Origin of the sequence: Pseudodesulfovibrio sediminis, assembly GCF_020886695.1 — a bacterium.
Lineage (GTDB): Bacteria > Desulfobacterota > Desulfovibrionia > Desulfovibrionales > Desulfovibrionaceae > Pseudodesulfovibrio > Pseudodesulfovibrio sediminis.
Window position 1 is genome coordinate 1,094,352 of the sequence record NZ_AP024485.1, and the last position, 23,037, is coordinate 1,117,388.

The 23,037-nt window shown below is 54.8% G+C and carries 24 protein-coding genes and 1 tRNA gene; 10 read left to right on the plus strand and 15 right to left on the minus strand.

Going from position 1 to position 23,037, the window contains the following annotated elements; all coding sequences use genetic code 11:
* Nucleotides 1-8 precede the first annotated feature (8 nt).
* The gene (locus tag SRBAKS_RS05390) at nt 9-947 is read right to left on the minus strand and encodes a DMT family transporter (protein ID WP_229594517.1); all 939 of its coding nucleotides are present in this window, start codon (nt 945-947) and stop codon (nt 9-11) included.
* A 9-nt stretch (nt 948-956) separates the two neighbouring features.
* Nucleotides 957-1,379 (minus strand): YidH family protein, encoded by a 423-nt coding sequence (locus tag SRBAKS_RS05395; RefSeq protein ID WP_229594519.1) that lies wholly within the window; start codon nt 1,377-1,379, stop codon nt 957-959.
* A 194-nt stretch (nt 1,380-1,573) separates the two neighbouring features.
* Here SRBAKS_RS05395 and SRBAKS_RS05400 point away from each other — a divergent pair, with 194 nt between their 5' ends.
* Entirely contained in the window at nt 1,574-2,434 is an 861-nt protein-coding gene (locus SRBAKS_RS05400) for a 4Fe-4S binding protein (RefSeq protein WP_347339452.1), read from the plus strand.
* Nucleotides 2,435-2,509: 75 nt separating this feature from the next.
* Here the strand turns inward: SRBAKS_RS05400 and SRBAKS_RS05405 are convergent, their stop codons facing one another.
* On the minus strand, nt 2,510-2,890 hold the full coding sequence (locus tag SRBAKS_RS05405) for a pancreas/duodenum homeobox protein 1 (RefSeq protein ID WP_229594523.1): 381 nt from the start codon (nt 2,888-2,890) through the stop codon (nt 2,510-2,512).
* Between the two features lie 95 nt (nt 2,891-2,985).
* A complete protein-coding gene (locus tag SRBAKS_RS05410; protein WP_229594525.1) occupies nt 2,986-4,272 on the minus strand; it encodes a DUF401 family protein in 1,287 nt (428 codons plus the stop codon).
* Between the two features lie 186 nt (nt 4,273-4,458).
* Between SRBAKS_RS05410 and SRBAKS_RS05415 the strand changes: the two genes are divergently transcribed.
* Entirely contained in the window at nt 4,459-4,926 is a 468-nt protein-coding gene (locus tag SRBAKS_RS05415; protein WP_229594527.1) for a hypothetical protein, read from the plus strand.
* 66 nt (nt 4,927-4,992) lie between these two features.
* Here SRBAKS_RS05415 and SRBAKS_RS05420 read toward each other — a convergent pair whose 3' ends face one another.
* Nucleotides 4,993-5,523 carry a tetratricopeptide repeat protein gene (locus tag SRBAKS_RS05420; RefSeq protein ID WP_229594529.1) on the minus strand — a complete coding sequence of 177 codons (531 nt, stop codon included), beginning with the start codon at nt 5,521-5,523 and terminating at the stop codon, nt 4,993-4,995.
* 94 nt (nt 5,524-5,617) lie between these two features.
* On the opposite strand from SRBAKS_RS05420, the gene SRBAKS_RS05425 reads away from it, so the two are divergent.
* The 3 genes from SRBAKS_RS05425 to SRBAKS_RS05435 are packed head-to-tail and all read left to right on the plus strand — an operon-like array spanning nt 5,618 to nt 9,426.
* Entirely contained in the window at nt 5,618-7,369 is a 1,752-nt protein-coding gene (locus SRBAKS_RS05425; protein ID WP_229594531.1) for an aldehyde ferredoxin oxidoreductase family protein, read from the plus strand.
* On the plus strand, nt 7,366-8,532 hold the full coding sequence (locus SRBAKS_RS05430; RefSeq protein WP_229594533.1) for a class II aldolase/adducin family protein: 1,167 nt from the start codon (nt 7,366-7,368) through the stop codon (nt 8,530-8,532). The genes SRBAKS_RS05425 and SRBAKS_RS05430 overlap by 4 nt, the downstream gene beginning before the upstream one ends.
* A 3-nt stretch (nt 8,533-8,535) precedes the next feature.
* On the plus strand, nt 8,536-9,426 hold the full coding sequence (locus tag SRBAKS_RS05435; RefSeq protein ID WP_229594535.1) for a CPBP family intramembrane glutamic endopeptidase: 891 nt from the start codon (nt 8,536-8,538) through the stop codon (nt 9,424-9,426).
* A gap of 351 nt (nt 9,427-9,777) precedes the next feature.
* Here SRBAKS_RS05435 and SRBAKS_RS05440 read toward each other — a convergent pair whose 3' ends face one another.
* The 3 genes from SRBAKS_RS05440 to ruvA form a co-directional block, all read right to left on the minus strand.
* The gene (locus SRBAKS_RS05440) at nt 9,778-9,933 is read right to left on the minus strand and encodes a rubredoxin (protein WP_229594537.1); all 156 of its coding nucleotides are present in this window, start codon (nt 9,931-9,933) and stop codon (nt 9,778-9,780) included.
* An 86-nt stretch (nt 9,934-10,019) separates the two neighbouring features.
* Nucleotides 10,020-11,009: a Holliday junction branch migration DNA helicase RuvB gene (gene ruvB, locus SRBAKS_RS05445; RefSeq protein ID WP_229594539.1), complete on the minus strand. Its 990-nt coding sequence runs from the start codon at nt 11,007-11,009 to the stop codon at nt 10,020-10,022.
* The gene (gene ruvA, locus SRBAKS_RS05450) at nt 11,006-11,623 is read right to left on the minus strand and encodes a Holliday junction branch migration protein RuvA (RefSeq protein ID WP_229594541.1); all 618 of its coding nucleotides are present in this window, start codon (nt 11,621-11,623) and stop codon (nt 11,006-11,008) included. The genes ruvB and ruvA overlap by 4 nt, the downstream gene beginning before the upstream one ends.
* A gap of 120 nt (nt 11,624-11,743) precedes the next feature.
* Here ruvA and SRBAKS_RS05455 point away from each other — a divergent pair, with 120 nt between their 5' ends.
* Nucleotides 11,744-12,238, plus strand: coding sequence for a hypothetical protein (locus tag SRBAKS_RS05455; RefSeq protein WP_229594551.1), 495 nt, complete (start codon nt 11,744-11,746; stop codon nt 12,236-12,238).
* A 65-nt stretch (nt 12,239-12,303) separates the two neighbouring features.
* Here the strand turns inward: SRBAKS_RS05455 and ruvC are convergent, their stop codons facing one another.
* The 3 genes from ruvC to SRBAKS_RS05470 are packed head-to-tail and all read right to left on the minus strand — an operon-like array spanning nt 12,304 to nt 14,208.
* Entirely contained in the window at nt 12,304-12,810 is a 507-nt protein-coding gene (ruvC, locus tag SRBAKS_RS05460) for a crossover junction endodeoxyribonuclease RuvC (RefSeq protein ID WP_229594554.1), read from the minus strand.
* 1 nt (nt 12,811) lies between these two features.
* Entirely contained in the window at nt 12,812-13,555 is a 744-nt protein-coding gene (locus SRBAKS_RS05465) for a YebC/PmpR family DNA-binding transcriptional regulator (RefSeq protein WP_229594556.1), read from the minus strand.
* A 53-nt stretch (nt 13,556-13,608) separates the two neighbouring features.
* Nucleotides 13,609-14,208 (minus strand): RlmE family RNA methyltransferase, encoded by a 600-nt coding sequence (locus SRBAKS_RS05470; protein ID WP_229594558.1) that lies wholly within the window; start codon nt 14,206-14,208, stop codon nt 13,609-13,611.
* Nucleotides 14,209-14,273: 65 nt separating this feature from the next.
* Between SRBAKS_RS05470 and SRBAKS_RS05475 the strand changes: the two genes are divergently transcribed.
* Both SRBAKS_RS05475 and SRBAKS_RS05480 read left to right on the plus strand, forming a co-directional pair.
* Nucleotides 14,274-15,797, plus strand: a complete 1,524-nt coding sequence (locus SRBAKS_RS05475) for a glycosyltransferase family protein (protein ID WP_229594560.1) — start codon at nt 14,274-14,276, stop codon at nt 15,795-15,797.
* A 45-nt stretch (nt 15,798-15,842) separates the two neighbouring features.
* Nucleotides 15,843-15,918 (plus strand) — tRNA-Ala (locus SRBAKS_RS05480).
* A gap of 96 nt (nt 15,919-16,014) precedes the next feature.
* Here the strand turns inward: SRBAKS_RS05480 and SRBAKS_RS05485 are convergent.
* Nucleotides 16,015-16,320 (minus strand): tail fiber assembly protein, encoded by a 306-nt coding sequence (locus SRBAKS_RS05485; RefSeq protein ID WP_229596916.1) that lies wholly within the window; start codon nt 16,318-16,320, stop codon nt 16,015-16,017.
* 90 nt (nt 16,321-16,410) lie between these two features.
* Between SRBAKS_RS05485 and SRBAKS_RS05490 the strand changes: the two genes are divergently transcribed.
* Complete coding sequence (locus SRBAKS_RS05490; protein ID WP_229594562.1) at nt 16,411-16,980, plus strand: manganese efflux pump MntP; 570 nt, start codon at nt 16,411-16,413, stop codon at nt 16,978-16,980.
* A 134-nt stretch (nt 16,981-17,114) separates the two neighbouring features.
* Complete coding sequence (locus SRBAKS_RS05495) at nt 17,115-18,104, plus strand: glycosyltransferase family A protein (protein ID WP_229594571.1); 990 nt, start codon at nt 17,115-17,117, stop codon at nt 18,102-18,104.
* Nucleotides 18,105-18,111: 7 nt separating this feature from the next.
* Here the strand turns inward: SRBAKS_RS05495 and SRBAKS_RS05500 are convergent, their stop codons facing one another.
* The 3 genes from SRBAKS_RS05500 to SRBAKS_RS05510 form a co-directional block, all read right to left on the minus strand.
* Nucleotides 18,112-19,440, minus strand: a complete 1,329-nt coding sequence (locus SRBAKS_RS05500) for a radical SAM/SPASM family putative metalloenzyme maturase (protein ID WP_229594573.1) — start codon at nt 19,438-19,440, stop codon at nt 18,112-18,114.
* A gap of 155 nt (nt 19,441-19,595) precedes the next feature.
* Nucleotides 19,596-19,916, minus strand: coding sequence for a thioredoxin family protein (locus tag SRBAKS_RS05505; RefSeq protein ID WP_229594575.1), 321 nt, complete (start codon nt 19,914-19,916; stop codon nt 19,596-19,598).
* Between the two features lie 145 nt (nt 19,917-20,061).
* Nucleotides 20,062-22,923: a sigma 54-interacting transcriptional regulator gene (locus SRBAKS_RS05510; RefSeq protein WP_229594577.1), complete on the minus strand. Its 2,862-nt coding sequence runs from the start codon at nt 22,921-22,923 to the stop codon at nt 20,062-20,064.
* Nucleotides 22,924-23,037 lie beyond the last annotated feature (114 nt).

Below are 23,037 nucleotides of genomic sequence, written 5' to 3' on the forward strand. Positions count from 1 at the left end.
CAGAGCAATCACCCCCGGTTCTGCACTCCCACATACAGCATCAGACCGAGCATGGTCAGGCAGATACCGGCCCACCCCATGAACCCGGGCATGACATGCCCCAAAAGTATCGCCTCACCGGCAAGCGAAAAGACCACCTCCATGGACTGCGTGCAGTCTGCGGCGGCCAGTTCTGCCGTACTTTTGGCTCTGTGACGGGCATAGAGAAACAGTGACGTCGCAATCACGCCTGAGCTGACGGCGACGAGCCCTGTCTGCACGACCTGCCCCATGGACGGTAGAGGCGGGGATATGAACACAATAAGCACAGCCCACAATGGCAACGAGCCGAGGGTCAACAGAAGAACCCGACACAGGGCGTCATCCATGGCCGGATGATCAATGGCAGGCACCCGCGCGTGCTCGCCTTTTTTGGCTTCCCACACGAGCTGATTTCCAAAGGGATAGGCAAAGGAGGCAACCAGCACGGGCAACGCTCCCCACAACACTTCGGACAAACCGGAAGATGACGCCTGCTCCATGTTGACCAGCACCACTCCCACGAAAATGACAACTGTCAGAGCCAGGGCCTTGAGCGGGACCTTGCGTCCGAACCCGAGCAATACCAACGGGGTTGCCAGAATGGTGGTCTGCCAGGTCGCGGCAACCACCCAGCCGGGGGCAAAGACCGAGCTGAAGGTAATGAGCGCATAGAACACGCCGAACCCGATACTCCCGGCCACTGTCCAGAACAACCAGTGTTTGCGAAACAGTCTGAGCGCATCAAGCCCGAGCCGCGCCTTGCCAGTCACGGTCAGCCACACGGCGAGTATGGCAATCATCCAGAAATATCTGAGGCTGGCCGACCAGACCCAGTGCCCTCCCTCAAGGGACATGGCCCTGTTAAGGACAAATGTGGAACTGAAAAAGAGTGCGGCAAGAACGCCGACAAGGATTATACGAAACACAAAACAGCCTTACACGAGGACATAGATAAGCGCGCCTCCAAGGATGACACCGAAAAGAATAAGCTCTGGAAGAATGTTCAATTCACCCTTTTCAAAACCGATTTCCTTCTCCAGACGGTAATAACGCCAACCGGCAAAAAGCAGGAGCAACGGACCGCAGATAAAAGCGAATTTGCCCAGCACGCCGAGATCATTGAGCAGCACCGCGTCCACGGTCTTATTGTTGGATGCCAGAAAAACATCCACCTTTTCCAGCAAAAACCCAAACGTCATGAAGGAGAGCGCGGTACGGCACCACGCCAGAAAGGTGCGCCTGTTGGCAAGCCGTGTCCGATTCCTGGCAAGGGCGTTGTTCTCCTCGGCCAGCGTTGTCCGAACCTTGGCAAGTTCATTGCTCTTTTGGGCGTATCCCACGGACTCTTTGTCGCTCATGAAAACCTCCGTGGCAGGATATAACAACTTTTCAAACGAATGTCGCGTGTTGCACGGTTGACTTTCATGGATGAAACAGTAACTTTCAAGCGTATGGTTGCACCACCAACAACCCCTTTATCACTATGAGATTACCGTTTGTCAGCCAAGCAACAAGGGACTATTACCAGGCCTGCAAAGAGCATGGCTTATCCGTGTTCAACTTCATCCATGGCTATATCTACGGTCGTTGGTGCTATCACTATATCGGTCTTACCGGCGACAAGAATCCATGGTGGGGCTTTCTCTGGACGCCGTTGATCTTCATCATCAATAAGCACAGCCCGTTCTTCTCGGACGAACACAGTAAAACCGGTGACCCCAACCAGCACAAACACACCTGGGGCGACACCTACCACGGCAAACCCCTGCCGCTCGAAGAAGCTACCAAACTGGTCATGATCAACCGTCCCGTGAACACGGAACTGCCGGAACAGGTTTTGCCCTATACCCTCGCGCGCAAGATCGTACTGGAGAATGAAAACACCATCATTCTTCTGGACTGCCCGTGCAGGAGCGGCATGGAAAACCCGTGTACGCCTCTGGATGTCTGCCTTATCATCGGCGATCCTTTTGCTTCATTCATGCACCACCATCACCCAGACAAAACACGCCGGATCACGGCAGAGGAAGCCCTCCGCATCATCAGGGCCGAACAAGCCCGAGGACATGTGTCGCATGCCTTTTTCAAGGATATCGCCCTTGGACGGTTCTACGCCATTTGCAATTGCTGCTCCTGTTGCTGTCGAGCTATGACAGCACAGCAAAACGGGCTGAACATGCTCTGCACATCCGGCTATCTGGCCGAAGTGGATGCAGAAAAGTGTGTCGCTTGCGGCGTCTGTGCCGAGAAATGCCAGTTCAAGGCCATCGGATTCAAGAACCGCACCGCTTTTATAAGGGAAGAACGATGCATGGGCTGTGGTGTATGCGAACAGACCTGTTCCAAGGACGCCCTGTCGCTCAGACTGGCACCGGAAAAAGGCGAGCCGCTACTGGTGGACAATCTCAAATAACAACAGATTATTAGACATAAAAAAAGCCCGGATCAAACATCTTGATCCGGGTCTTTCAATTGGATGAATTGACTCTTATCCAAGAACTATCTCCAAGGGAATGACGTGCAATTCCCGCGAAAGCTCCTGCGTGTTGCCGAGTCGCCAGGTAGCCGAACCGCTCCCGACTTCCTTGGCCACGGCATCGACGAGACCGTTGACGTTAATGATGGGGTGCCTGGAAAAAACCTGCGGCAATCCATAGGTCAGATTGCATGCCAGACACTTGCCCGGCCGTTGGGTCAACCTGATCTCGAAGTTCAGTGTCGAACCTGTGTTACCGGCATACCCAAGGGCAATGTCATAGCTTCCTTCTTCCGCGTCACCGAACAGCGCTTCAAAAAAGGCATCTGTCCGATCCGCAGGAAATAATGTCAGCAATCTGTCGTCAGTAAAGATGTCGCCATATGCGCTCATACTCGATCCTCAAATGATATTGTGAAAATGATCCGCCACAAGGGTGCAGTATATATTAAAAAAGAGGCTAAACAGCAAGCCTGAGCACCAATCTTCTATTTATACACCATGAACAACGCCACGCCCGACGCAAAAAACACCAGGCACGGCGCAACCACTTTGCGCCATGTCCGCATGAGATCGCACTTGAAGTACTCGCAGGTCAAAATGAAACAGATATGGATGGGCGAGATCATAACCCCGGTAAATCCGGCAAATGTAGCCAGCACGAGATACGGGATGGTCTGATCCTGCATGCCCAGTGAATTGAGCACACCGAGCAGCAACGGGAACGTCGCCCCCACAAAGGCCACATTGATGCCCGCCACCAGACCGACCAAAAACGGCAGGAACGCGGCTGAAGCAAACAGGGCAGCCTCCCCACCGGCGGCCTGCGCCATTTCCTCCACGACACCGGCCCCCTGCATGATGTCCTTGAACACGAAGATGGACACGATGACGAAAATCATGGACCACAACGACTTCTTCATCAGCACATCTTTCAGAAACGGCAGCCCAAGCTGGGTGTTCTGCACCATGACACAGACCACGGCCAGGAACAGGGCCGTCACCACGCCTAACTCGAACGGAATGGTCGGGGCAAAAGACGCAATGCCTGTCTCCAGACCAACAGCACCGACAATCGCCGTCAGCAGAGGCAGCCCTTCCCTGAGCGCCGCGAGCTTCGAACGGCCGACAGGCAGGTTGGGGATACTCAGATCATCAGCATTGAGCACGCCCGGCCTGAGATAGAAGAACCAGCCGGTCAGCAACATGACGGGCATCCCCGGCCAGGTGTAGGAGATAAGATCAATGATTTGGATATCGGCCAGGGCCAATGTCAGAATAATCCCCGGATACAGCGGCCAGACAAGCTCCCAGATGTGCCGGAACCAATAGTTGATCACGGCCCGATCCGAGTTGCGGATACGCATCTCCTCGGACACGGTCTTGACCATGGGAGCCGAAAAAACGGCACCGCCCGGCATGGGCAGGAGACCGATAAGAGCCGGGAAAAAGATGAGCCGAAGGCGGGGGCTGGTCAGAAAGCCTGACAGAGCTTCCATCAGTCGCTTGGACTGCCCCGACCGCTCCATGGCATCGGACAGCACAAGAATCAGCCCGACTATAGCGATGAGAAAATGAAATTTTTCCTGAGTCAGTGCAATGGCCGAAACTTTGAGTATGGGCAGAGGAGCCATGCCGAACAGCACCCCCATGACCATGCCGCCGATGAGAATGGAGGACCCCAATCCAATCTTGAAACGCATGCCGGCCAGCATAAGTACAAACGCAAAAAGGACTTTGGCAAAGGGGGCTAAAGCGGTGAGAATCGATTCCACGGGAAATTCCTTGAGTCTGATATATCTTGCCTGAATAACTCCCCTACGCCCTTTACCTTTGAAAGGAAACGGGAAAAACAGGCCTGAAACCGAATGCGCCCTTTCCTGTGTTATCCCTCTTGCCCAAGTGCTGACATTGCGATACAAAACAAAGCTGTATCAAGAATCAGGGGGAACAAACAGACCATGACGCCCAAACAAATTCGTGCGCACATTTTCAACGTCATCATCGCCAAAGTTGAAGAACAGGATGAGACAAAACGACAGGAAGCTCTGAACGAGTTCATGTCCGTCACCGGCACTTCCGGTAACGCGACCGACCAGGTCGCCGCCCTTATCCCGCCCCTCATGCATGAGCTGTATGAAAAGTGGATAACCATGTTCATCGACAGACTGCTTGAGACTGTCCCGGCCAAGAATATCGAACTGCTGTGCGACAACAGCGCCGACAATGATGCGGCTCTGGTACTGGCCTACATCATGTTCCTGGAATCCGCCCGCATGGAGAAGCAGATCGACGACGACCTGAAGCAGCACGGCATGAAGGTGACCGGAGACAACGATCTGGGAGACCTGGCTGCCAGCTACCTCCGCACCCAGATGGCCAAAATCGCCGCACAAACCAACGACGACGAACCCAAAGGCAACGCATAGAGACATATTTCCTCGCACAAAAAAGCCCCACTCATTTCCGGAGTGGGGCTTTTTTGTGCGGGTCGCTTAACCGACGGTATCACCAGATTCGGTGATGGCGGCCTCAACCGCTTCGGCAATGGTCTGCGGGGAGTCGCCCACACCTTCCTCTATGAGTCCGATCTGTAAATTCAATTCACGTTGAACGGGAATGGCCAGTGGGTTGAAATACTGCTTCCACAACGCCAGGGCTTTTTCCGGTTTTTCCAGCCGGACCATCGTCAGTCCCAGATACAGGAATGCGTCCTTGTACGTCCGGTCGATCCGCAGGGCGCGCTCAAACTCCAACTTGGCCTGAATGTATTTTCCGACCTTGTAGGAACAGACGCCAAGACGATAGCGCACATCCGCGTCATTCTGGTCCGATTGCAGACACTCCTTGTACTTGAGGCGGGCCTCTTCCCACGCTCCGTCCACATACAAGGCATTGGCCGTCTTGATGGTCGCCACACATTCGGCAGTGGCAGCCACCGGCTGATCAAGACTTTCCTTCTTGTAACGGCGCACCGCTCCAAACAAAAAATTCCGTCGTGATTTATCTATCTTCTTTTCGGCCATATTCCCTCCGGGGACACAGAATACCGATTTCGCCTGTGGGGTCAAGGAAGGCAATCAGTTGCCTTTTCAATCGGTTCGTGGAATCTTTCCCCACATGAATACACTCTCTGGCTGGACCGGTTCTGTCCTGCACCTGGACCTGACGGAAAAAAGCGTGGAAACACGTCATCCCGACCTTTCCGTGTACACGAAGTACATGGGTGGCAAGGGATTGACCGGGTATTACCTGCGTCCCCACGCCACCAAAGAATATACGGATCCCGATCTGCCGGTGATCATTGCCACAGGTCCGCTGACAGGTACCGCCGCCCCCACATCCGGGCGTGGCACCATCATGTCCCGCTCGCCGCTTACCGGCGCCATCTGCGACACCTCGGTCGGAGGGCGACTTGCCACCCAGCTCAAACAGGCCGGATATGACGCGATAGTCATCACGGGCATGAGCGACACCCCCTGCGGCATAGAGATACTGGATGGCGACGCACGCATCGTACCAACGCAGCTCGGCGGCACCACCACGGACACACTCTTCGACCAGCTTACGCCTTCGCTCCCTAACGACGCATCCATTGCCTGCATCGGCCCGGCAGGCGAAAACGGTTCGCCAATGGCGGCCATCATGGTGGATCGCCATCACGCCGCCGGTCGCGGGGGACTGGGAATGATCTGGGGTGCCAAAAATCTCAAATACCTGTCCGTCCATGGCACCGGCACTGTCAGCGTGCATGACGAGGACGCGCTCACGGAAGCCCGCGAGGAAATCCTCCGGCTCACGGCAGCCTCGCCCGTTCTCATGGGGCAACACGGTTTTTCCTGCTGGGGCACAGGCTCCCTCTTCGACCTCATGGATTCACGCCGGATGATGCCCACGGACAACTTCGCCCGAACCAGGTTTGAACACGCGGCCGAGCTGAACGCAGCGGCCTACAAAAAACGATTTTCCCCAACCAGTCACGGCTGCATGGGCTGTCATATCCGCTGCAAAAAAACCGCGCAGGATGGCCGAAACATGCCGGAATTCGAAACCATGTCCCACTTCACCGCACTCATAGGGAACACGAACATGGCCCTGGTTCTGACCGCCAATGACACCTGCGGTAAACTCGGACTTGATCCTGTCTCTGCCGGGGCCACCCTGGCCTGCCGCCGAGAAATTACCGGCGAGGACTACACCGCGGAATCCCTGCTGGCAGCCCTCCACGAAATGGCCGAAGGCGGCGATCTCGGACAGGGTTCCCACACCTTTGCCGCACTCTGCGAGCGACCGGAAGCATCCATGTCTGTCAAGGGACTGGAGTTGCCTGCCTACGACCCACGCGGTGCCTATGGAATGGCATTGGCCTACGCCACCAGCACACGCGGAGGCTGCCAACTGCGCGCTTACCCGGTGAGCCATGAAATCCTGCGAAAACCAGTGGCGACCGATCGCTTCTCCTTCAGCGGGAAAGCCCGGATCATCAAGATCGCCGAAGACATGAACGCGGTGGTAGATTCCCTGTCAGCATGCAAATTCATCTTTCTGGCCGCCAGCCTGGAGGAATACGCCAAAGCGTACACAGCGGTTACCGGCGTGGCCGTTTCCGGTCACACGTTGCTCGAAATCGGCGAACGCATCTATTACAATGAACGGATCATGAACGCGGCCAACGGATTTGATGCTGCGGATGACGATCTGCCCGAACGCTTCTTTACCGAGGCAGGGACTTCCGGCGGCGGCATCACGATTGCGCCAATAGATCGGGATGATTTTCTTACGGCCCGCCAGACGTATTATCGAGTCCGGGGATTGGACCAAAACGGCATCCCCACTCCTGAAAAAATTGAAAAGCTGGGGTTGAATCGATGAAAAGGCTCTGTGACAAATACGCCGGAAAACTGGTCATACAGGGACTGGCCGCCCCCAACGCGCCACTCATCGGCGGCCTGGATGCCGAGCTGGTGTGGAACCGTGAAGACCCACGCACCACTGAATTGGCCAAGGTTTTCGATGCGCTCCCCATCAACTCACTGGTGTTCTCACGACCGGCCGAGCCATACGCGACCATCGTTGATTTCCTGGCCGCGCGCCACCCCGAAACCATCCGCCCCAAAGACACGGAAACACGCACGTTTCTGCATGACATCCCCATATTCGAAAACTTTTCCGCAGACTCCATCATTGCAGGACTGCGTAAACGCAAATCCGTCATCATTCCGGGACACGGCATCGCCTCATTCGGCACCGTCAGCCCGGAGCAGGGATTTGTATTCTACTCTTCCACCATCTTTTCCTGCTTCGTGCTCTTCTTTTCGGAATACCTGACCAAGGCTCGACACGGTGCATTGGACAAGGAGTATCGCCGCGTCTTCAAGGACGTCGTTGCTCAGCTGCCTGCCCCGCGCACCGAGCTCCCTGCCTTGCCAAAAGGACCGTACACTGATGAAGACACGGTTCTCGCAGCCATGGCCGAAGCCGGACGACAGGTGGTCGGGTACGGGCTTGTCGATTCGTTTTTCGGCAATATTTCCTACAAACTGGGACAGGTCATTTATATTTCCCAAACCGGCAGCTCCCTTGACGAGCTTGAAGGATGTATCGACCCTTGCCCCATGGATGGCAGCGCCACCACCGGGCTGACGGCGTCCTCCGAGCTGACCGCCCACGAAGACGTGTACCGTCAGTCAGAGGAAGCGATCTGCATACTGCACGGCCACCCGAAGTTTTCGGTCGTCATGTCCATGGATTGTCCTCGCGCCGAATGCGATAACCGTGGACAATGTCACATCAAATGCACTGAATGCCGTACAGTGGAAGGCATCCCCATCGTTCCCGGCGAGGTGGGAACCGGACCTACCGGACTGTGCAACACCCTGCCGCCGGCCATGGCCTCATCGGGTGCGGCAATCGTCCATGGTCACGGTTTGTTCACGCTAGGCCACACGGACTTCAATGATTCATTCCGCCGTCTGCTCGACATAGAGAACCGGTGTCGGGAATGTTATTTCGAAACAGTGGGAGCATACGAGTAAGCCATGCATACTTCATCCGCCAATCCACTGATGAACAAGCCGGTCCTGACCTTCCTTGGACTTACTTTCGCCGTCACCTGGGGAATTGAAATCGCCCTGATTGCCGGCGGCATGGATTTTACCCCGCAGGCGGAATTCACCACCGCCTCCTTCTGGCTGCTGGCGTTCATGTGGATTCCGGGGCTTGTCTCCATCCTTGTCTGTCGCTTCATGGAAGGCGTCAGGTTCACCACGATGCGTGCGGCTCTTTCCATCAGGATCGGCACCTCCATCAAACCCTACCTGCTGACCATCCTGCTTATCCCGCTGCTGTTCGGCGTCATCTATTTGCTGACCCTCGCAGCGGGGCTGACAACCTATGACGCACAGCTGGCAACCGCGCCGGGAGAGTATGGTGCCGAACTTACTCCCGACACACTCCTCCATATATTTCTCCCTGTTTCCATTGTTCTCGGCCCGTTCATCAATCTCTTTTTCGGGCTGGGCGAAGAAATCGGCTGGCGTGGATTCCTGCTGCCGCGCCTTATGCCCATGGGCAAGACCAAAGCCTATACAATGATGGGGATCATCTGGGGCCTGTGGCACGCCCCGCTCATCTATGCGGGGTTCAATTATCCGGGCTTCCCTGTCAGCGGCATCATTATGATGTGCGTGATCTCGGTGGCGTTCGGTATTTTCATGAATGAACTCACCCTGCACTATGGCTCTTCCGTGCTTCCGGCCTTCATTCATGGAGCGTTCAATGCACAGGGGCAGGGTATCTGGATGTGGCTCTTTCCGATCACACACCCTCTGCTCGGCGGGCCGTTCGGCCTTGTGGGCGCACTCTGCTGGACATGCCTTAGCCTGACGACAATCTGGATACTTGCCCGTTTCAAGCACAAAACCCCCTAAGACACCGGCGCTGCCAATCCCTGAATATTGCCATAAAAAAACCGCCATTCGGCGGGAAATATTGGCAACATCGCCTTGCGGAAAAAACAGGCGCTTATCACCGCTTCGATTCCTTTGGTGTACCCGACAAAAAGAAGCCCCCGCGAGCGGGGGCTTGTTAAAAAAACGTCTGTAAGGAGGTTGCCGAATTACGGGCCTCTACCAAAGGATCATTGTTTGGTTGTCAGTTGCCTGATAAACGCGTCCGATTCAACGAATCTGAAGGTTTGTAGGGCGTTGCCTGATTAACATTCCTTTGACTTGATTCAACCATACGCTATTTGCGCATGATTGCAAGAGACTTATTCGGATTTACAGTTTCTCAAAATACTCTTTCTCTGCGCCGCACTGGGGACAGGTCCAATCATCAGGCAGGTCCTCGAACTTGGTGCCAACGGCAATATTGTTCTCAGCGTCGCCTTCTGCCGGGTCATACACATACCCACACGGGCATTCCCATTTATCCATTATGATTACCTCCATGGTGTTAATGTCTGGGTACAGAATAGCAAAACAGCCAATGGTTGCAAGAACTATTTGATAATCATTCCCACTTACCCGAGCAGTGAATGTTGATCCTCATCCATGCGCAGCTTCAAATGCTGATACGCTTTGGCCGTGGCCACCCTTCCACGAGGGGTCCGCTTCAGGAATCCGCATTGAATAAGATACGGCTCATAAATATCTTCAATCGTTCGCACTTCTTCGGCACAGGCAGCGGCGATAGTCTTGAGTCCCACCGGCCCGCCATTGAAGTTCTCCACCATGAGGGAAAGGATCTTGCGATCCATGTTGTCCAATCCGTACTGGTCCACTTCCAGCCGTTCCAGAGAGGATTCAGCAAGTTCCTGAGTGATGCGACCATCTCCATGAACCAAAGCATAATCACGCACACGACGCAGCAGCCTGTTAGCGATACGCGGTGTGCCACGCGCCCTGCTGCCGATGGCAAGGGCTCCTCCGGCATCGATCTCGACTTCAAGAATCCGGGCCGATCGCTCGACGATCTGTCCCAATTCCGGGGGCGTATAAAATTCAATACGGAAAATGCAGCCAAAACGATCTCGCAGGGGTGAGGTAAGCAGCCCCAAACGCGTGGTGGCACCGACCAATGTGAACGGCTCAAGATCGAGCTTCACCGTGCGTGCGCCCGGACCGGACCCGATGACCAGATCAATCTGAAAATCCTCCATGGCAGGATAAAGGACTTCCTCAACCGTGGCCGGCATGCGATGGATCTCGTCGATGAACAGGATGTCGCCCCGTTCAAGGTTGGTCAGAATGGCGGCCAGATCACCGCTCCGCTCCATGACCGGACCGGATGTGGACACCATGTTTACCCCAAGCTCACTGGCCATGATCCGGGCCAGCGTGGTCTTCCCCAGACCGGGGTTGCCATAAAAAAGTGTATGATCAAGCGACTTTTCGCGCTCTTTGGCCGCTCTGATAAAGACATCAAGATTGGCGCGCAGGTCTTCCTGACCGATAAACTCGGACAGTGACCGTGGTCGGACATTTTCTTCAGGGAGAGTGCATTTGCTCATGAACGTGCCGAGTTGATTTTCTTGAGCACTACGCGGATGGCACCGGCAGCGTCGAGGTCTGGTTCTTCATCAAAGACATCGATGATCATGGGTCGAATTTCGTCCTCAGAGTACCCCAGGCTCTTGAGTCCTGCAAGCGTATCCAGATACTCGCCCTGCGGTCCCTGAACAGCAGCCTGAGACGTCGATGTGGTCTTCACGGCCTTGAGCTTGTCGACCTTGTCCTTGAGATTCCACAAAATCTGCTTGGCGGACTTGGGGCCAATGCCCGGCACTGTCGAAAGCATGGTCACATCTTCACGGAAGGCTATCTCGCGCAGATGATCCGCATCAAACATGGACAGAATCGCCATGGCTTTTTTCGGCCCCAGCTTGTCGATGGAAATAAGCGTCCGGAACAAATCCAGATCGTCAGGGGTCAGAAACCCGTACAGATCAATGGCCTTCTCCGCCACCTGGGTGTGCACGAACAGTTTGACGTCATCCCCCTTGCCGGGCAGCCTGGCTATGACCGAAGTCGGCGCAGCCACTTCATAGCCCACTCCACCAGGGGTCAGGAGCACCAGCCCCTTTTCGTCAGCGGACAACAACGTCCCTTGCAGATATGCGATCATGAAAATCCCTCCGTTGCAGGGTTGTACCGCATCGACGTTTGTAATTCAAAGAGAATACACTCACCTTCAAACTAGGCAGAAAAGTGGAAAACTGCTATGGTGTCCAAAAGGAGAGCTCCAATGAAAAAAATACTGTATACACTTCTCGCTGTCGCATTCCTCACACTGGCTATCCCATTTTCTGCCACAGCCCAGGATCCTGCACCGGCTCCCTCTACTACAGACGCCTTGATTGACCTGGTAGGTCAGGCTGTCGTGGACGAAGTGACCACAGCCAATGAAGACGTTCAAAAAACCAAAGACGTCCTGGATATAGTTCTCAAATCGGGCACAAAGGAAGAACAGGATGAAGCCCGGAGAGAAGTCGAAACGGCCAAAGGCAGATACGCCGAGGCAGTCGGCAAAATGGACATGGCCCACGTCAACGCTATTGCCGAGGAATGTGACAAATCCCCTGCTGAAATTCAGGCAATGCGCAATTCCGGCATGGGTTGGGGAAGAATCGCCAAGGAATGCGGCGTCCACCCTTCAGTCAGCGGTAAGGGTAAAGGGAAAGACAAGGGCAAGAAAAAAGATAAAGGCAACAAAGACAAGGGCAAGAAGAAAAAGAAATAGCCTGATCAAGCATAAACAAAGGCCTCCCCCGACACCACGGGGGAGGCCTTTTTCGTGGCTGAAAATCACATCCCGGTCAGCTTGCGCATGCGCCGTTCATTCAAATGACAGATAGCGATAGCCAGGGCATCGGAGGCGTCCTCCGGCCAGTCCGGTTTCTTCACCCCGAGACAATGAGCGACCATGAAGGCCACCTGAGACTTGGGTGCATTGCCCACACCGACCAGATTCTTTTTCACTTTCGTGGGTTCATACTCGCCCATGGGGATGCCATTGGTGGCGCAGGCCGCCATACAAGCACCCCTCGCCTGCCCGAGTTTCAGGGCTGACGAGGGGTTCTTGGATACAAACACATTTTCGATGGCAGCTTCTGCAGGAGCGTGCTGCTGGATCAAATCCTGGAGACGATCAAAAATGACACCCAGACGGGTCGACATATCCTTTTTCACCGGAGTGCGAATAGTGCCGGTCTCAATGAGTTCGGCCTGGCCCGAAATCTCTCGGACAATGCCATAGCCTGTCACCCGTGTTCCGGGGTCGAGGCCGAGAACGATCAGGCCTTTTTCGCTCATGCTATTCTTCGTCGAACATGCCGTCCGGGAAGTCGGCGTTCATGTAGACGTTCTGTACGTCGTCATTGTCATCAAGCGTGTCATACAGATTCATGACTTTCTTGCCGGTCGCTTCATCTACGGGCACCAGATTTTCGGGAACCTGATTGAATTCTGCGGACACAAATTCCATCTCGGCGTCTGTAAAGGCCTGCTGTACGGCCATGAAATCATTGGGCTCGGTATACACGGTGAAAGTCTCGCCATCATCAACAATGTCATCAGCACCGGCCTCGAGCCCCACTTCCATGAGATCGTCTTCGGTGTATTTTTCCTTTTCAAAAACAATGACGCCCTTGTTGTTGAACATGTAGGAAACCGCGCCGGTTTCAGCCATGTTGCCATTGCACTTGGTAAAAGCGTGACGGATTTCTGCAACAATGCGGTTCTTGTTGTCAGAAGCGACTTCGACCAACATGGCAACGCCACCGGGGCCGTATCCTTCATAGGTGATCTCGAAAATATCGCCACCGGCCAGCTCACCGGTCCCCTTCTTGATGGCGTTCTCAATCTTGTCTTTGGGCAGGTTCACGGCCTTGGCCTTCTGAATGGCCAGACGCAACGTGGAATTATCCTCAGGGTTACCGCCACCAGCCTTGGCAGCCAGGATGATATCTTTGGCAGCTTTGGTGAAAAATTTTGCGCGCTTGGCGTCCTGGCGTCCCTTGCGGTGCTGAATATTTGCCCATTTACTATGTCCGGCCATGTTTCCTCCTGGCTATCTCGATAAAACTCAAGTTCGTTTGTTGGTCTATCTGTTTACCCATCATTGCCCTTAAAGCCAAGCGCGACGATAAAGATTTCCTTACTTTCGGCGCGGGAGCTATGGGGCTTGAAATTCTTGATCTTGCCAAAATACGGACGAATCAGGTTGCGATAGTCGCTGATCTCGCCGCCTTCAAATATCTTGACCGCAAAGTTGCCGCCCTTCTTCAGATATTTGAGTGCCACTTCAAAGGCTCGCTCGCAGAGTTCCAGGGAATTGGCCTGGTCCGCGAACTTGACTCCGGTGGTCTTGGGGGCCATGTCGCTGATAATCACGTCAAAGGGCACAAGCGGTTCCATGGCCTCCAGCAGCTCCGGTGAATCCGAAAAGACATCGGCCTGCAAAAAGGTTATGTTATCCGGGAAGGTATGACGAGTGGTCTGAATATCCACACCGAGTACACGCCCGCTTTTGCCGACTTTTTCTCCGGCAAATTGGGTCCAGGAACCGGGTGCTGCGCCGAGATCAAGCACGGTCTGTCCCTTGGCAAAGATATGGAACCGTTTGTCCATTTCCTTGAGCTTGTAGACCGAGCGCGCGGCGTAGTTTTCCTTTTTGGCCCGTTTGAAGTATTTATCCTGATATTGTTTCATGGCAACGCTCCTTAGGCGTGGAGCGATTCGTAGCCGAATACGCCGAAAAAGCCAAGCAAAGAGCCATGCCCAGACCCAATCATGTGTCGATTATAGATGAAATCGGCATGAAAAAAACCATGCCCGCCACCCCGGAGCAATTCGAATGGCGCGTCAACAAAACCCTGGACGACGCACCAGTGGTCTTTCTCGGGCTCGGCCCAGAGCCGGATAAAGTGCCGGAATGGTTTGATCTCCCCAACGATGAAATTATTTTTTTCCTCGAAAGTCAGGCCTTCATCGATCAGGTGAAAGACTGGGAACCCCGGCTGCCGGAAAATTTTCAACGCATCACTCCAGAAGAATTCACCCGCGACTCCGCTGCCAACGCGCATGTGGTTCGCTACCTGCCGGTACAGCGCGCCTTTCCCACGGACTTCGGGCCGCTCACTGCCCGCATCACGCTGGGCGACAAGGAGTTGCCCCGCCTGAACAAAACAGTATGGATTCCCACGTCCGACACAGATCTGTTGGGGCGGGAGCTGGCTCAGGCGTTCAGGGATGCGGGCTACTCGGTCACCATGATCGACCATGTACAGCTCGGCAAACATCCCGGCAACACCCTGCCTGAAATCTTGCAGGAAGGCGTTCCCGACCTCTTCCTCTCCGTCAATTTCAAGGGCCTCGACCATTTCGGGCTGGGATACACCATCCTCAAAGAGGCCGGTGCCGAGGTCGCCATCTGGCTGGTGGACAACCCGTTCAACCTGCTCACCTCCGTCAAGGCCCTCTACTGGAAAAACGCCCGTCTCTTTGTCACGGACCACACCTTCATCGGCCCGCTCATCAACACCGGGGCCAAATGGGTGACCCATCTCCCGCTGGGCACATCCCGAGAACTGTTCGAAACCGGCGGGGAGTTGCCGCAACACGGCCACGGCCTTGAAGACAGGCTCGTGTTCGTGGGCCGGTCGGCGTTCCCGGACAAAGACAAATTCTTTGCAGGCCTCACCGTACCGGCAGATCAAATGACAACAATCAAAAACCATCCCCATGAAAAGCGATACGATTTTCATTGGTGGACAGAGCAACTCAAGACGCTCCCCCCGTGGCCCGGCAACGCCATCCGACAAATCGGCGCAGGAGCGGAATGGGCAGGCAAGCATTGGAAAAAGGTGTGCCTCGAATCGGCTGGCCCCATTGTTATTTTCGGAGACACAGGCTGGCAGGCGCTCGACAACGACCGCGCCGAGGTGCGCGGCCCGGTGGACTATTATGACCACCTGCCCGCCATCTACCGATCCGCATCGGTCACCCTGAACGCCACGGGCATGCAGCTTCCGGCAGGCCTCACCCAGCGCCACTTCGACGTCTGGTGTGCAGGCGGATTCCTGATCACGGACGCCAACCCCGGCCTCCAGATCTTCCCAGACGAGCTGGTCGACCCCATCCGCTACACCAAACCAGACGAGATACGAGACCTCTTCCTGCAGTACCGTCAGGAAACAGAAACCAAGCAAGAGCTCCGCGCCGCATGGAGAGAGTGCATCCTGCAGGATCACACCTACGCCAACCGCGTGGAAACAATCCTCACAGCTCTCAGCCTATAAGGCTTGTAACCACAGAAAAAACGGAGTAAGTAACTCCATCATCCTGGGGACGTAACTCAGTTGGGAGAGTGCTACCTTCGCAAGGTAGAAGTCGAGAGTTCAAATCTCTTCGTCTCCACCAAGAAAATCAAAGACTTAGTCGAATAGGCTAAGTCTTTTTTGTGCTTTATGGGTCAGTTTTTCACGTTTTGACCCACAACACAAATTTAAACGCCACTTACTCCGGTATCTCCGGCCAATCCACTACCCCTGGGAACCCTCCCTGCTGGTGCACGTCGCGCAATTCGGCGCGATACTCAAACCACACCAGCCTATCAACCTCATCAATTGGACAATCTGCAAGTTGCGTCCAGTCAGATTCGGCCAACAGCCAGTCACGTTTAGCCCGCACCTGCGCGGCTTCATGTTCCGCTATGGCATTCACGATAAAATCAGCTGAAGACGCATGCTTCACAGGCGGCGTGACGCCAGTGATATACGCGTATAAATGGTACCATCTGGTATGAAACAAACTGGTAACCATTGCCAAAGCCCACTTCACTCCTCTCAAAACACCTTGTCTATTACAGGCAGTCCGGCTATCAGGTGGCTTCAACACTGAACAGGAATTGAAATGGGGCCGACTGAACTTATTGTCATTGCCATTGCCCTGGCCATGGACGCTTTTGCTGTTTCCATTGCCAGTGGCGTGACGCTCAAATGTGTGAGCCGCCGACAGACGTTTCGTCTGGCGTGGCACTTCGGGTTGTTTCAGGCGCTCATGCCGATCCTCGGGTGGTACATGGGCAGCACTGTCAGTCAATACATTGAAGCCTATGATCACTGGATCGCCTTTGTGCTGCTCGGCTATATCGGCGGCAACATGATTCGGGAATCCTTTCAGGAAGAGGAGGCAGAGGTCTGCGATCCGACCAGAGGGAAAACGCTGATCATACTCTCCATCGCTACCAGCATCGACGCCCTTGCCGTGGGGCTCAGTCTGGCCATGCTGGGCATCTCGGTCTGGTGGCCCGCCTTTATCATCGGTGTTGTGGCCGCGCTCTTCACCGTTGTCGGCCTCCAACTCGGCAAGACCGCCGCCAAAGCCGAACGCATCGGCAAATTCTCCGAACTGGCGGGCGGTATCGTCCTTATTGCCATTGGTATCAAAATTCTCTGGGAGCATGGCGCGCTGCCGTTCTAACCTCCCCTTTGCGCTCCAAAAATCCGGTGAGCGATTTTACTTCACCCCCCTTTTTGCGTAAGGGTTGCCAAAAGTACTACGCGCATGACAGAGCGCGTCAGCCCCATACTTCTACTCAAGGCAAGCGCATCACCATGACAAATAAGGTTCCATTTTTTTCCGTTATAGTACCCACCTGTGATCGCCCTCGCGACCTGACGAAAGCGTTGTCGAGCTTGCAGCAACAAACGTTCACGGATTTTGAAGTCGTGCTCATCAACGACGGCAAACAGGATATAACCGACTGTGTCAGTGAATCAGGACTGGCCGAGGCCGGAATTGCCATGAATCTGCTCACCGGCCCGACCAAGACTGGCCCGGCGGCTGCAAGGAATCGCGGGCTGGCTGAAGCGCGCGGTCAAGTCATCGCCTATCTCGATGACGATGATCTGTATTCCCCCGACCATCTCGCCGTCCACGCGAAGGCCTATGAGAACGCCCCCCATATTCAGGCCGTCTACTCTGATGCCGAGCGCACCATTGTCACCGAAGATCGGGATCACAATATTTCAGAGGAAACGGAAGTGGTCTTTTCCCGGGAGTATTCGGCTGACGACCTCCTGGCCGGCAACTACATCCCCACGCTGTGCATGAGTCACCGCAGGGAATGTCTGGAAAAAACGGGAGGATTCGAAGAATCCCTCTCTCTGCTGGCAGAATGGGATTTGTTTATCAGACTCGCCATGCACACGGATTTAGTTCATATCGCCGAAACCACCGGCAGATATTTCGAGCAGGGAACAGGATCAAGTGTGCAGGAGTACTATGCGCACGAAATACTGGATACCATTGTCGCCATTTACATGAGGAACAATGAATGCCTTGAAGCCGACCCTGAAAGAAAGGACCGAATCTGGGGCAAACGGTTGCGCCATATGGGGCAGGTCATGACCGCAACAGGCGCCGGTCTCGACAACGCGGGTCCCATTGAGGAGGCCTATCCGCTGTTCATCAGGGCCTCGGAAACAGAGTATCGGGGAGAAAACTTCCTGGCTCTGGCGCGTATCCATCAGGCCCTTGGCCGTGTCGCCGACGCCATGGAGACCGTGGCTCGCGCTCGCGGTGTCCAGTCAGGCCAGCACTAGGGCCGCTTTACAACAAGCACTGCAACCCGCCCATGCACCACAGGCAGTGGCCGCAGGGGATGGTCACACCCAGGCAGTCATATTCAAAATCGTAGACCGTGCCGGTGATATCGTCACAGGGAACAAAGGGACAGTTGGAGCAGTAGGGATACTCGTATTTCAACGCTTCTTCACGGAATCCGGCATACGGTTCCGAGCGCCAGATCTCGCCCAAATCCTGTTCCCGAATATTGCCGAACTTCCACGGCTTGATGATTTTCTTTCCGCCATCCAACTGACAGGAGTACTGGTGCCACAGAAACTGACACGGGCTGACATCGCCCTCGCTGGTCACGAACGCCACGCTGTCTTCCATGAACCCGCACCGTCGTTCATCCTGCGCCATGAGCGGCGGCATGCGCATTTCGATTCCCAGCTCCGAAGCCAGATGTTCGGCCTTGGCGCAGATCTGTCGCACCGCTTCGTTGGCACCGGATAATTCCCGCTTATCCCATTCCAGCAGATGCCCCAGATGCACCCAGGAGCCATCTTTCAACGCCGTTGCCCGAAATTCCCTGACCAGTTCGCTCAACCGTTTCTGCTTCGGCGTCTTGATGAATTTCCACGCCAGCCCCTCCTGGTCATGCATGTCCAGCCCCTCTGCCTGCGCTTTTGCCTGCCATTCATCAAACAGGGCGGTCACTGACGGTGGATTCGGGTTGAAAAGCGATTGGGCATGCAAAGACTCGTCATGAACCAAGACGTGTGAGACAATAACGAAATCACACTCCTGCTCTCCGGCCCAGCGAACCACATCCGGCAACTGCGCGACCGTGTCGGCCATCAACACGAACTCGACCCCCAACTTGAGAGCCCGTCCATGAGTCCTGCCCGCAACCTTGAGCTGATCAAAGGTCCGCACCAACCTGTCAACATGGACCTCGCCGTGCAGCTCACCGCTTTCCGTGGTGCATGGTTTGAGTGAATCCACGGAAATGCAAAAGGTGTCCACACCGGACCGGATCAATGAATCGGCCCGTTCTTCGGTCATGAGCAATCCGTTTGTCTGAAAACCGATCCACCCGTTTTCAGGCATGACCTGCCTGGCAAACGCCGCCATATCGGCCAACTCCGGGTTGAGCAAAGGCTCCCCGATACCGGACAGAACCAGGGCTTCACACTTTTCAAGGGCCGGTTTCAACCGCTTGAAGGTCGCCAGATCAAGATCCAATTCAGGGATCTCACTATCGGGCGCGAACTTGAAACACATGGAACAACGCATATTGCATCGGGTGGTCACTTCCACCTGCAACCGCGCCGGGAAGGGCTGGGACGAACGAGTAGAACACTTGGTCATTGAATTTTTCTCACGGATTAGTGGGAGCGAAGGCTCTTCAGTAAAATAAAGATCGATTTGAGTCGAGTAAAGTGTGCTCCATAAAAATGGCCGGGCCCCACACAGTGCAGGTAACCCGGCCCAAACCCTATCAGACTGCTTGCAACCGCCCTCAATTATTCACCGATGGCACTCCTGATAAATTCATCCAGGGTCTCTCCATCAGACTCACCAATCAGGCGGTCAATCTCTTTGCCCTGCTCAAAAAGCAGAAAAGTGGGAGTCCCATTGACAGCGAAACGATCCATGGCCGTGGGGAGATAATCGACATCAAACAGAAAGCACCGCACCCGATCGCCATTGGATTTTTCCACCTGAGCCAAAACCTTACGCTGTTCGGCAAACCGCTCATTACGCTTGAGGAAGGCCACCACAAACGGTTCACTGCCGCTTTGAAGCTCAATGTCAAAAGCCTGTGGTTCCAAGGTTTTTACCATACAACGCTCTCCAGAATCATCACAACCCGTACGCATACATTATCACCACCATATGCACACCGTACCAACTGAAAAACGACATTGCATCAAATCAATGTGTTATATCCGTTATAAATACAGAGCTGAAAAGAAGGAAAACCGCAACTCAGCCGTCGAGGCCCCAGGCTTTGAGCTTGCGATAGAGCGTTGCGCGATGGATACCCACCATTCTCGCGGCACGGGCTTTGTTGCCGCCGCACTGTTGCAGCGCAGTCAGAATGGCACCCTTGGTCGGTTTGGGGGTGGCCGGCGGAGCCTGAATGAACGACGGAGAGAAAAACTCCGGCTGACTCTGTATGGGAGGACTCTGCATCTGGGTAACCAGGTCTTTTCTGAGATGTTCCATGGAAATGATCTTCCCCGGAGATAATATGCAGGCGTGCTCCAAGGTATGACGCAGTTCGCGTACATTGCCCGGCCACGGATAGGACATGAACAGGTCCATGACCTCAGTGGAGACACCGTCAAACGGCTTGTTGAAGTGCTCGGAAAAATACGAAAGAAAGTGTTCGACGAGCGTGGGAATATCCGCCTGCCTGTCGCGCAATGGCGGCAATGTCACAGGCATGACGTTGAGCCGATAATACAGATCCTCGCGGAACGCGCCCTGCCGGATGGACTCCAGCAGATTGACATTGGTGGCGGCGATGATGCGCACATCTGCCGAGTAGGTCCTGGATTCACCCACCCGTTCGTATTCCTTTTGCTCCAGAAAACGAAGCAGCTTCAATTGAAGCAAAGGAGAAATATCGCCTATTTCATCAAGAAACAGGGTGCCGCCCTGGGCTGCCTGAATACGGCCGACCTTGTCCCGAACGGCACCGGTAAAGGCGCCGCGAACATGACCGAACAGCTCGGACTCCAGCAGACTTTCCGACAGCGCGGAACAGTTGACCTTGATGAGCGGCTTGCCCGCCCTGGAACCGCCATAGTGCAGGGCCTCGGCCACCAGCTCCTTACCGGTACCGGATTCTCCAAGAATCAGAACAATGGAATCCAATGAGGAAAGCTGCTCCAGCAGCTGATACATGTCCTGCATGGCCGAACTGCTGCCAACGATCCCCCTGAACCCCTGCCGTTTTTGCAACTGCTTTTCCAGATCAACGATATGGGAAACGTCGCGAACGATGAGGACCGCCCCGATGTGCTGCTTGTCCTGATCGATGAGCGGTGAACAGTTGACCTCCACCATGCGTGCGCCCATGGCTGGCGTATCCAGCTCGATTTCGTATCCCCGAACCGCCTTGTTCGTCCTGAGGACCTGTTTGAGTACGCCCAGACACGGATTCCCCTCATCACCGACCAGCTCCTGCAGATCAAGGCCCCGCATGCGTCCCTTGTCGTAATCGAACAGCCGGGCGGCGGCACGGTTTGAAGCCATGATGATCAACGAATTATCCACTGTGAGAATGGCGTCCGGGATGGATTTGAAGGTGGCAATGAGGTTAAGTCGGTACTGCTCCTTTTCCATATTAGCCTTGTTAAGAGCCGTCTCCGCGGCCTTGCGCTCTGTCACGTCACGCCCAACGGCCTGAATCTCACTGACCTCCTGCCGCTCATTGAGCACAACCCTATGCGTCCAGTGAATCCAGCGTTCCTCCCCGTCACCACGAACAAGTTGAATCTCCATGTCGTAGACGGCATTCTTTGCTTCAGCCCGGGAGAGCCAACCTCTAAGGTCCCTTTTGTTCTTGGCACTCAGTCCGGCAAAAGAGTCTGTACCCAGAGCGTCATCCGCATCCTGCCCGAAGAATCGCGCATAGGTCTCGTTCACGAAGGTCAGCTTACCCTCAGGGCTATAGCGGTAAATCAGTTCGGTCTGGTCTTCGACCACGGCCCGATAGAGACGAGCGCCTTCGCGCAGCGCTTCCTCAACCACCTGACGCCGCGAAATATCCTGGGCATACATGATCCCCACCTCTCGCCCTGCGTCACTGAAATAGCTCAGGGAGAGCTCCACCGGAAACGATGATCCATCCTTGCGCCTGAAGTATTCGAAAGCGATCCGTTTGACCCCATTGCCAACGGCCTGCATGGTTCTGTCCGGGTAAACGACCAGCTCATACAGGGTCAGGCCCTGCATCTCTTCAAACGCATAGCCCGTGGCTCTGGATGCCGCGCCATTGGCTGTGATCAGCGCCCCGCTCTTTCGATCAATGAGCACGATCGGGTCCTGGGCACCGTCGAAAACACTCCGGTACTGTTTCTCGCTCTCAACCAGCCTGTTCTCGTCCTGTTCAAAGGAGGTCACATCCCGCATTCGAATCACAAAACCAACAAGCTCATCGTCCAGAGGTATGGGTTTAATGCGGACTTCAACATCGCCCATGGCCCGTTTTTCCTGAAACCGAAACGCCTTGCCGTTGGCTCTGACCTTGGCAATGCCCGCGGCATGCGTCTTGACCGATGGTCCCGAAAGAATGGACAAATAGGGCCTGCCGACCAATCGGACATGCTGGCTGTCAATAAAAGGAATAGGGTCGCCACCGGTGTCCATGACGATGGCATCACTGTCCAGCAGGAAGTATCCGCCGTCATCCGCCTCGAAAACGGTTGAAACGACACTGTTTGCACGAGCGATTTCTTTGGCCTGAACAGCCTGGGCAACAAGGAGCCTGCCGACGGCAACACCTTCTGCGGCTATCATTTCAAGTCGATTCCGATCTACGGGCAACTTAATGTAGGTCAGTGCACCGCTCTCCCTGACAGCGTCTACCGGGGCAGCGCAGGATTGCGCCACCACCAGGACAAAGGGGACAGCTTTTCCGTCAAAGGCGAACGTCCCGGAATCCCCGTTGAGCAGCGCTTCTGCCACAAAGACCAGATCCGTCTCCTGCCGGGCAAGAAAAGCCGAAGCCGAAGCCATGCTGGAAGCGGTCTCCACGCGATATCCCTTTGCAGAGAGAATATCCTGGATCACGGTGCGTATTGAATCGTCGCTGTCGACAACAAGAATGGTCGAATTCACCTCAGTTTTCTCCTGTTCCGTTCCATACATCAGTTGGGATATGAAAACCAGCCCCGCATATGGTGACAACCGATTTTACTACCCCTTTTTATCATTTGTGTGTATTGGGAGAAG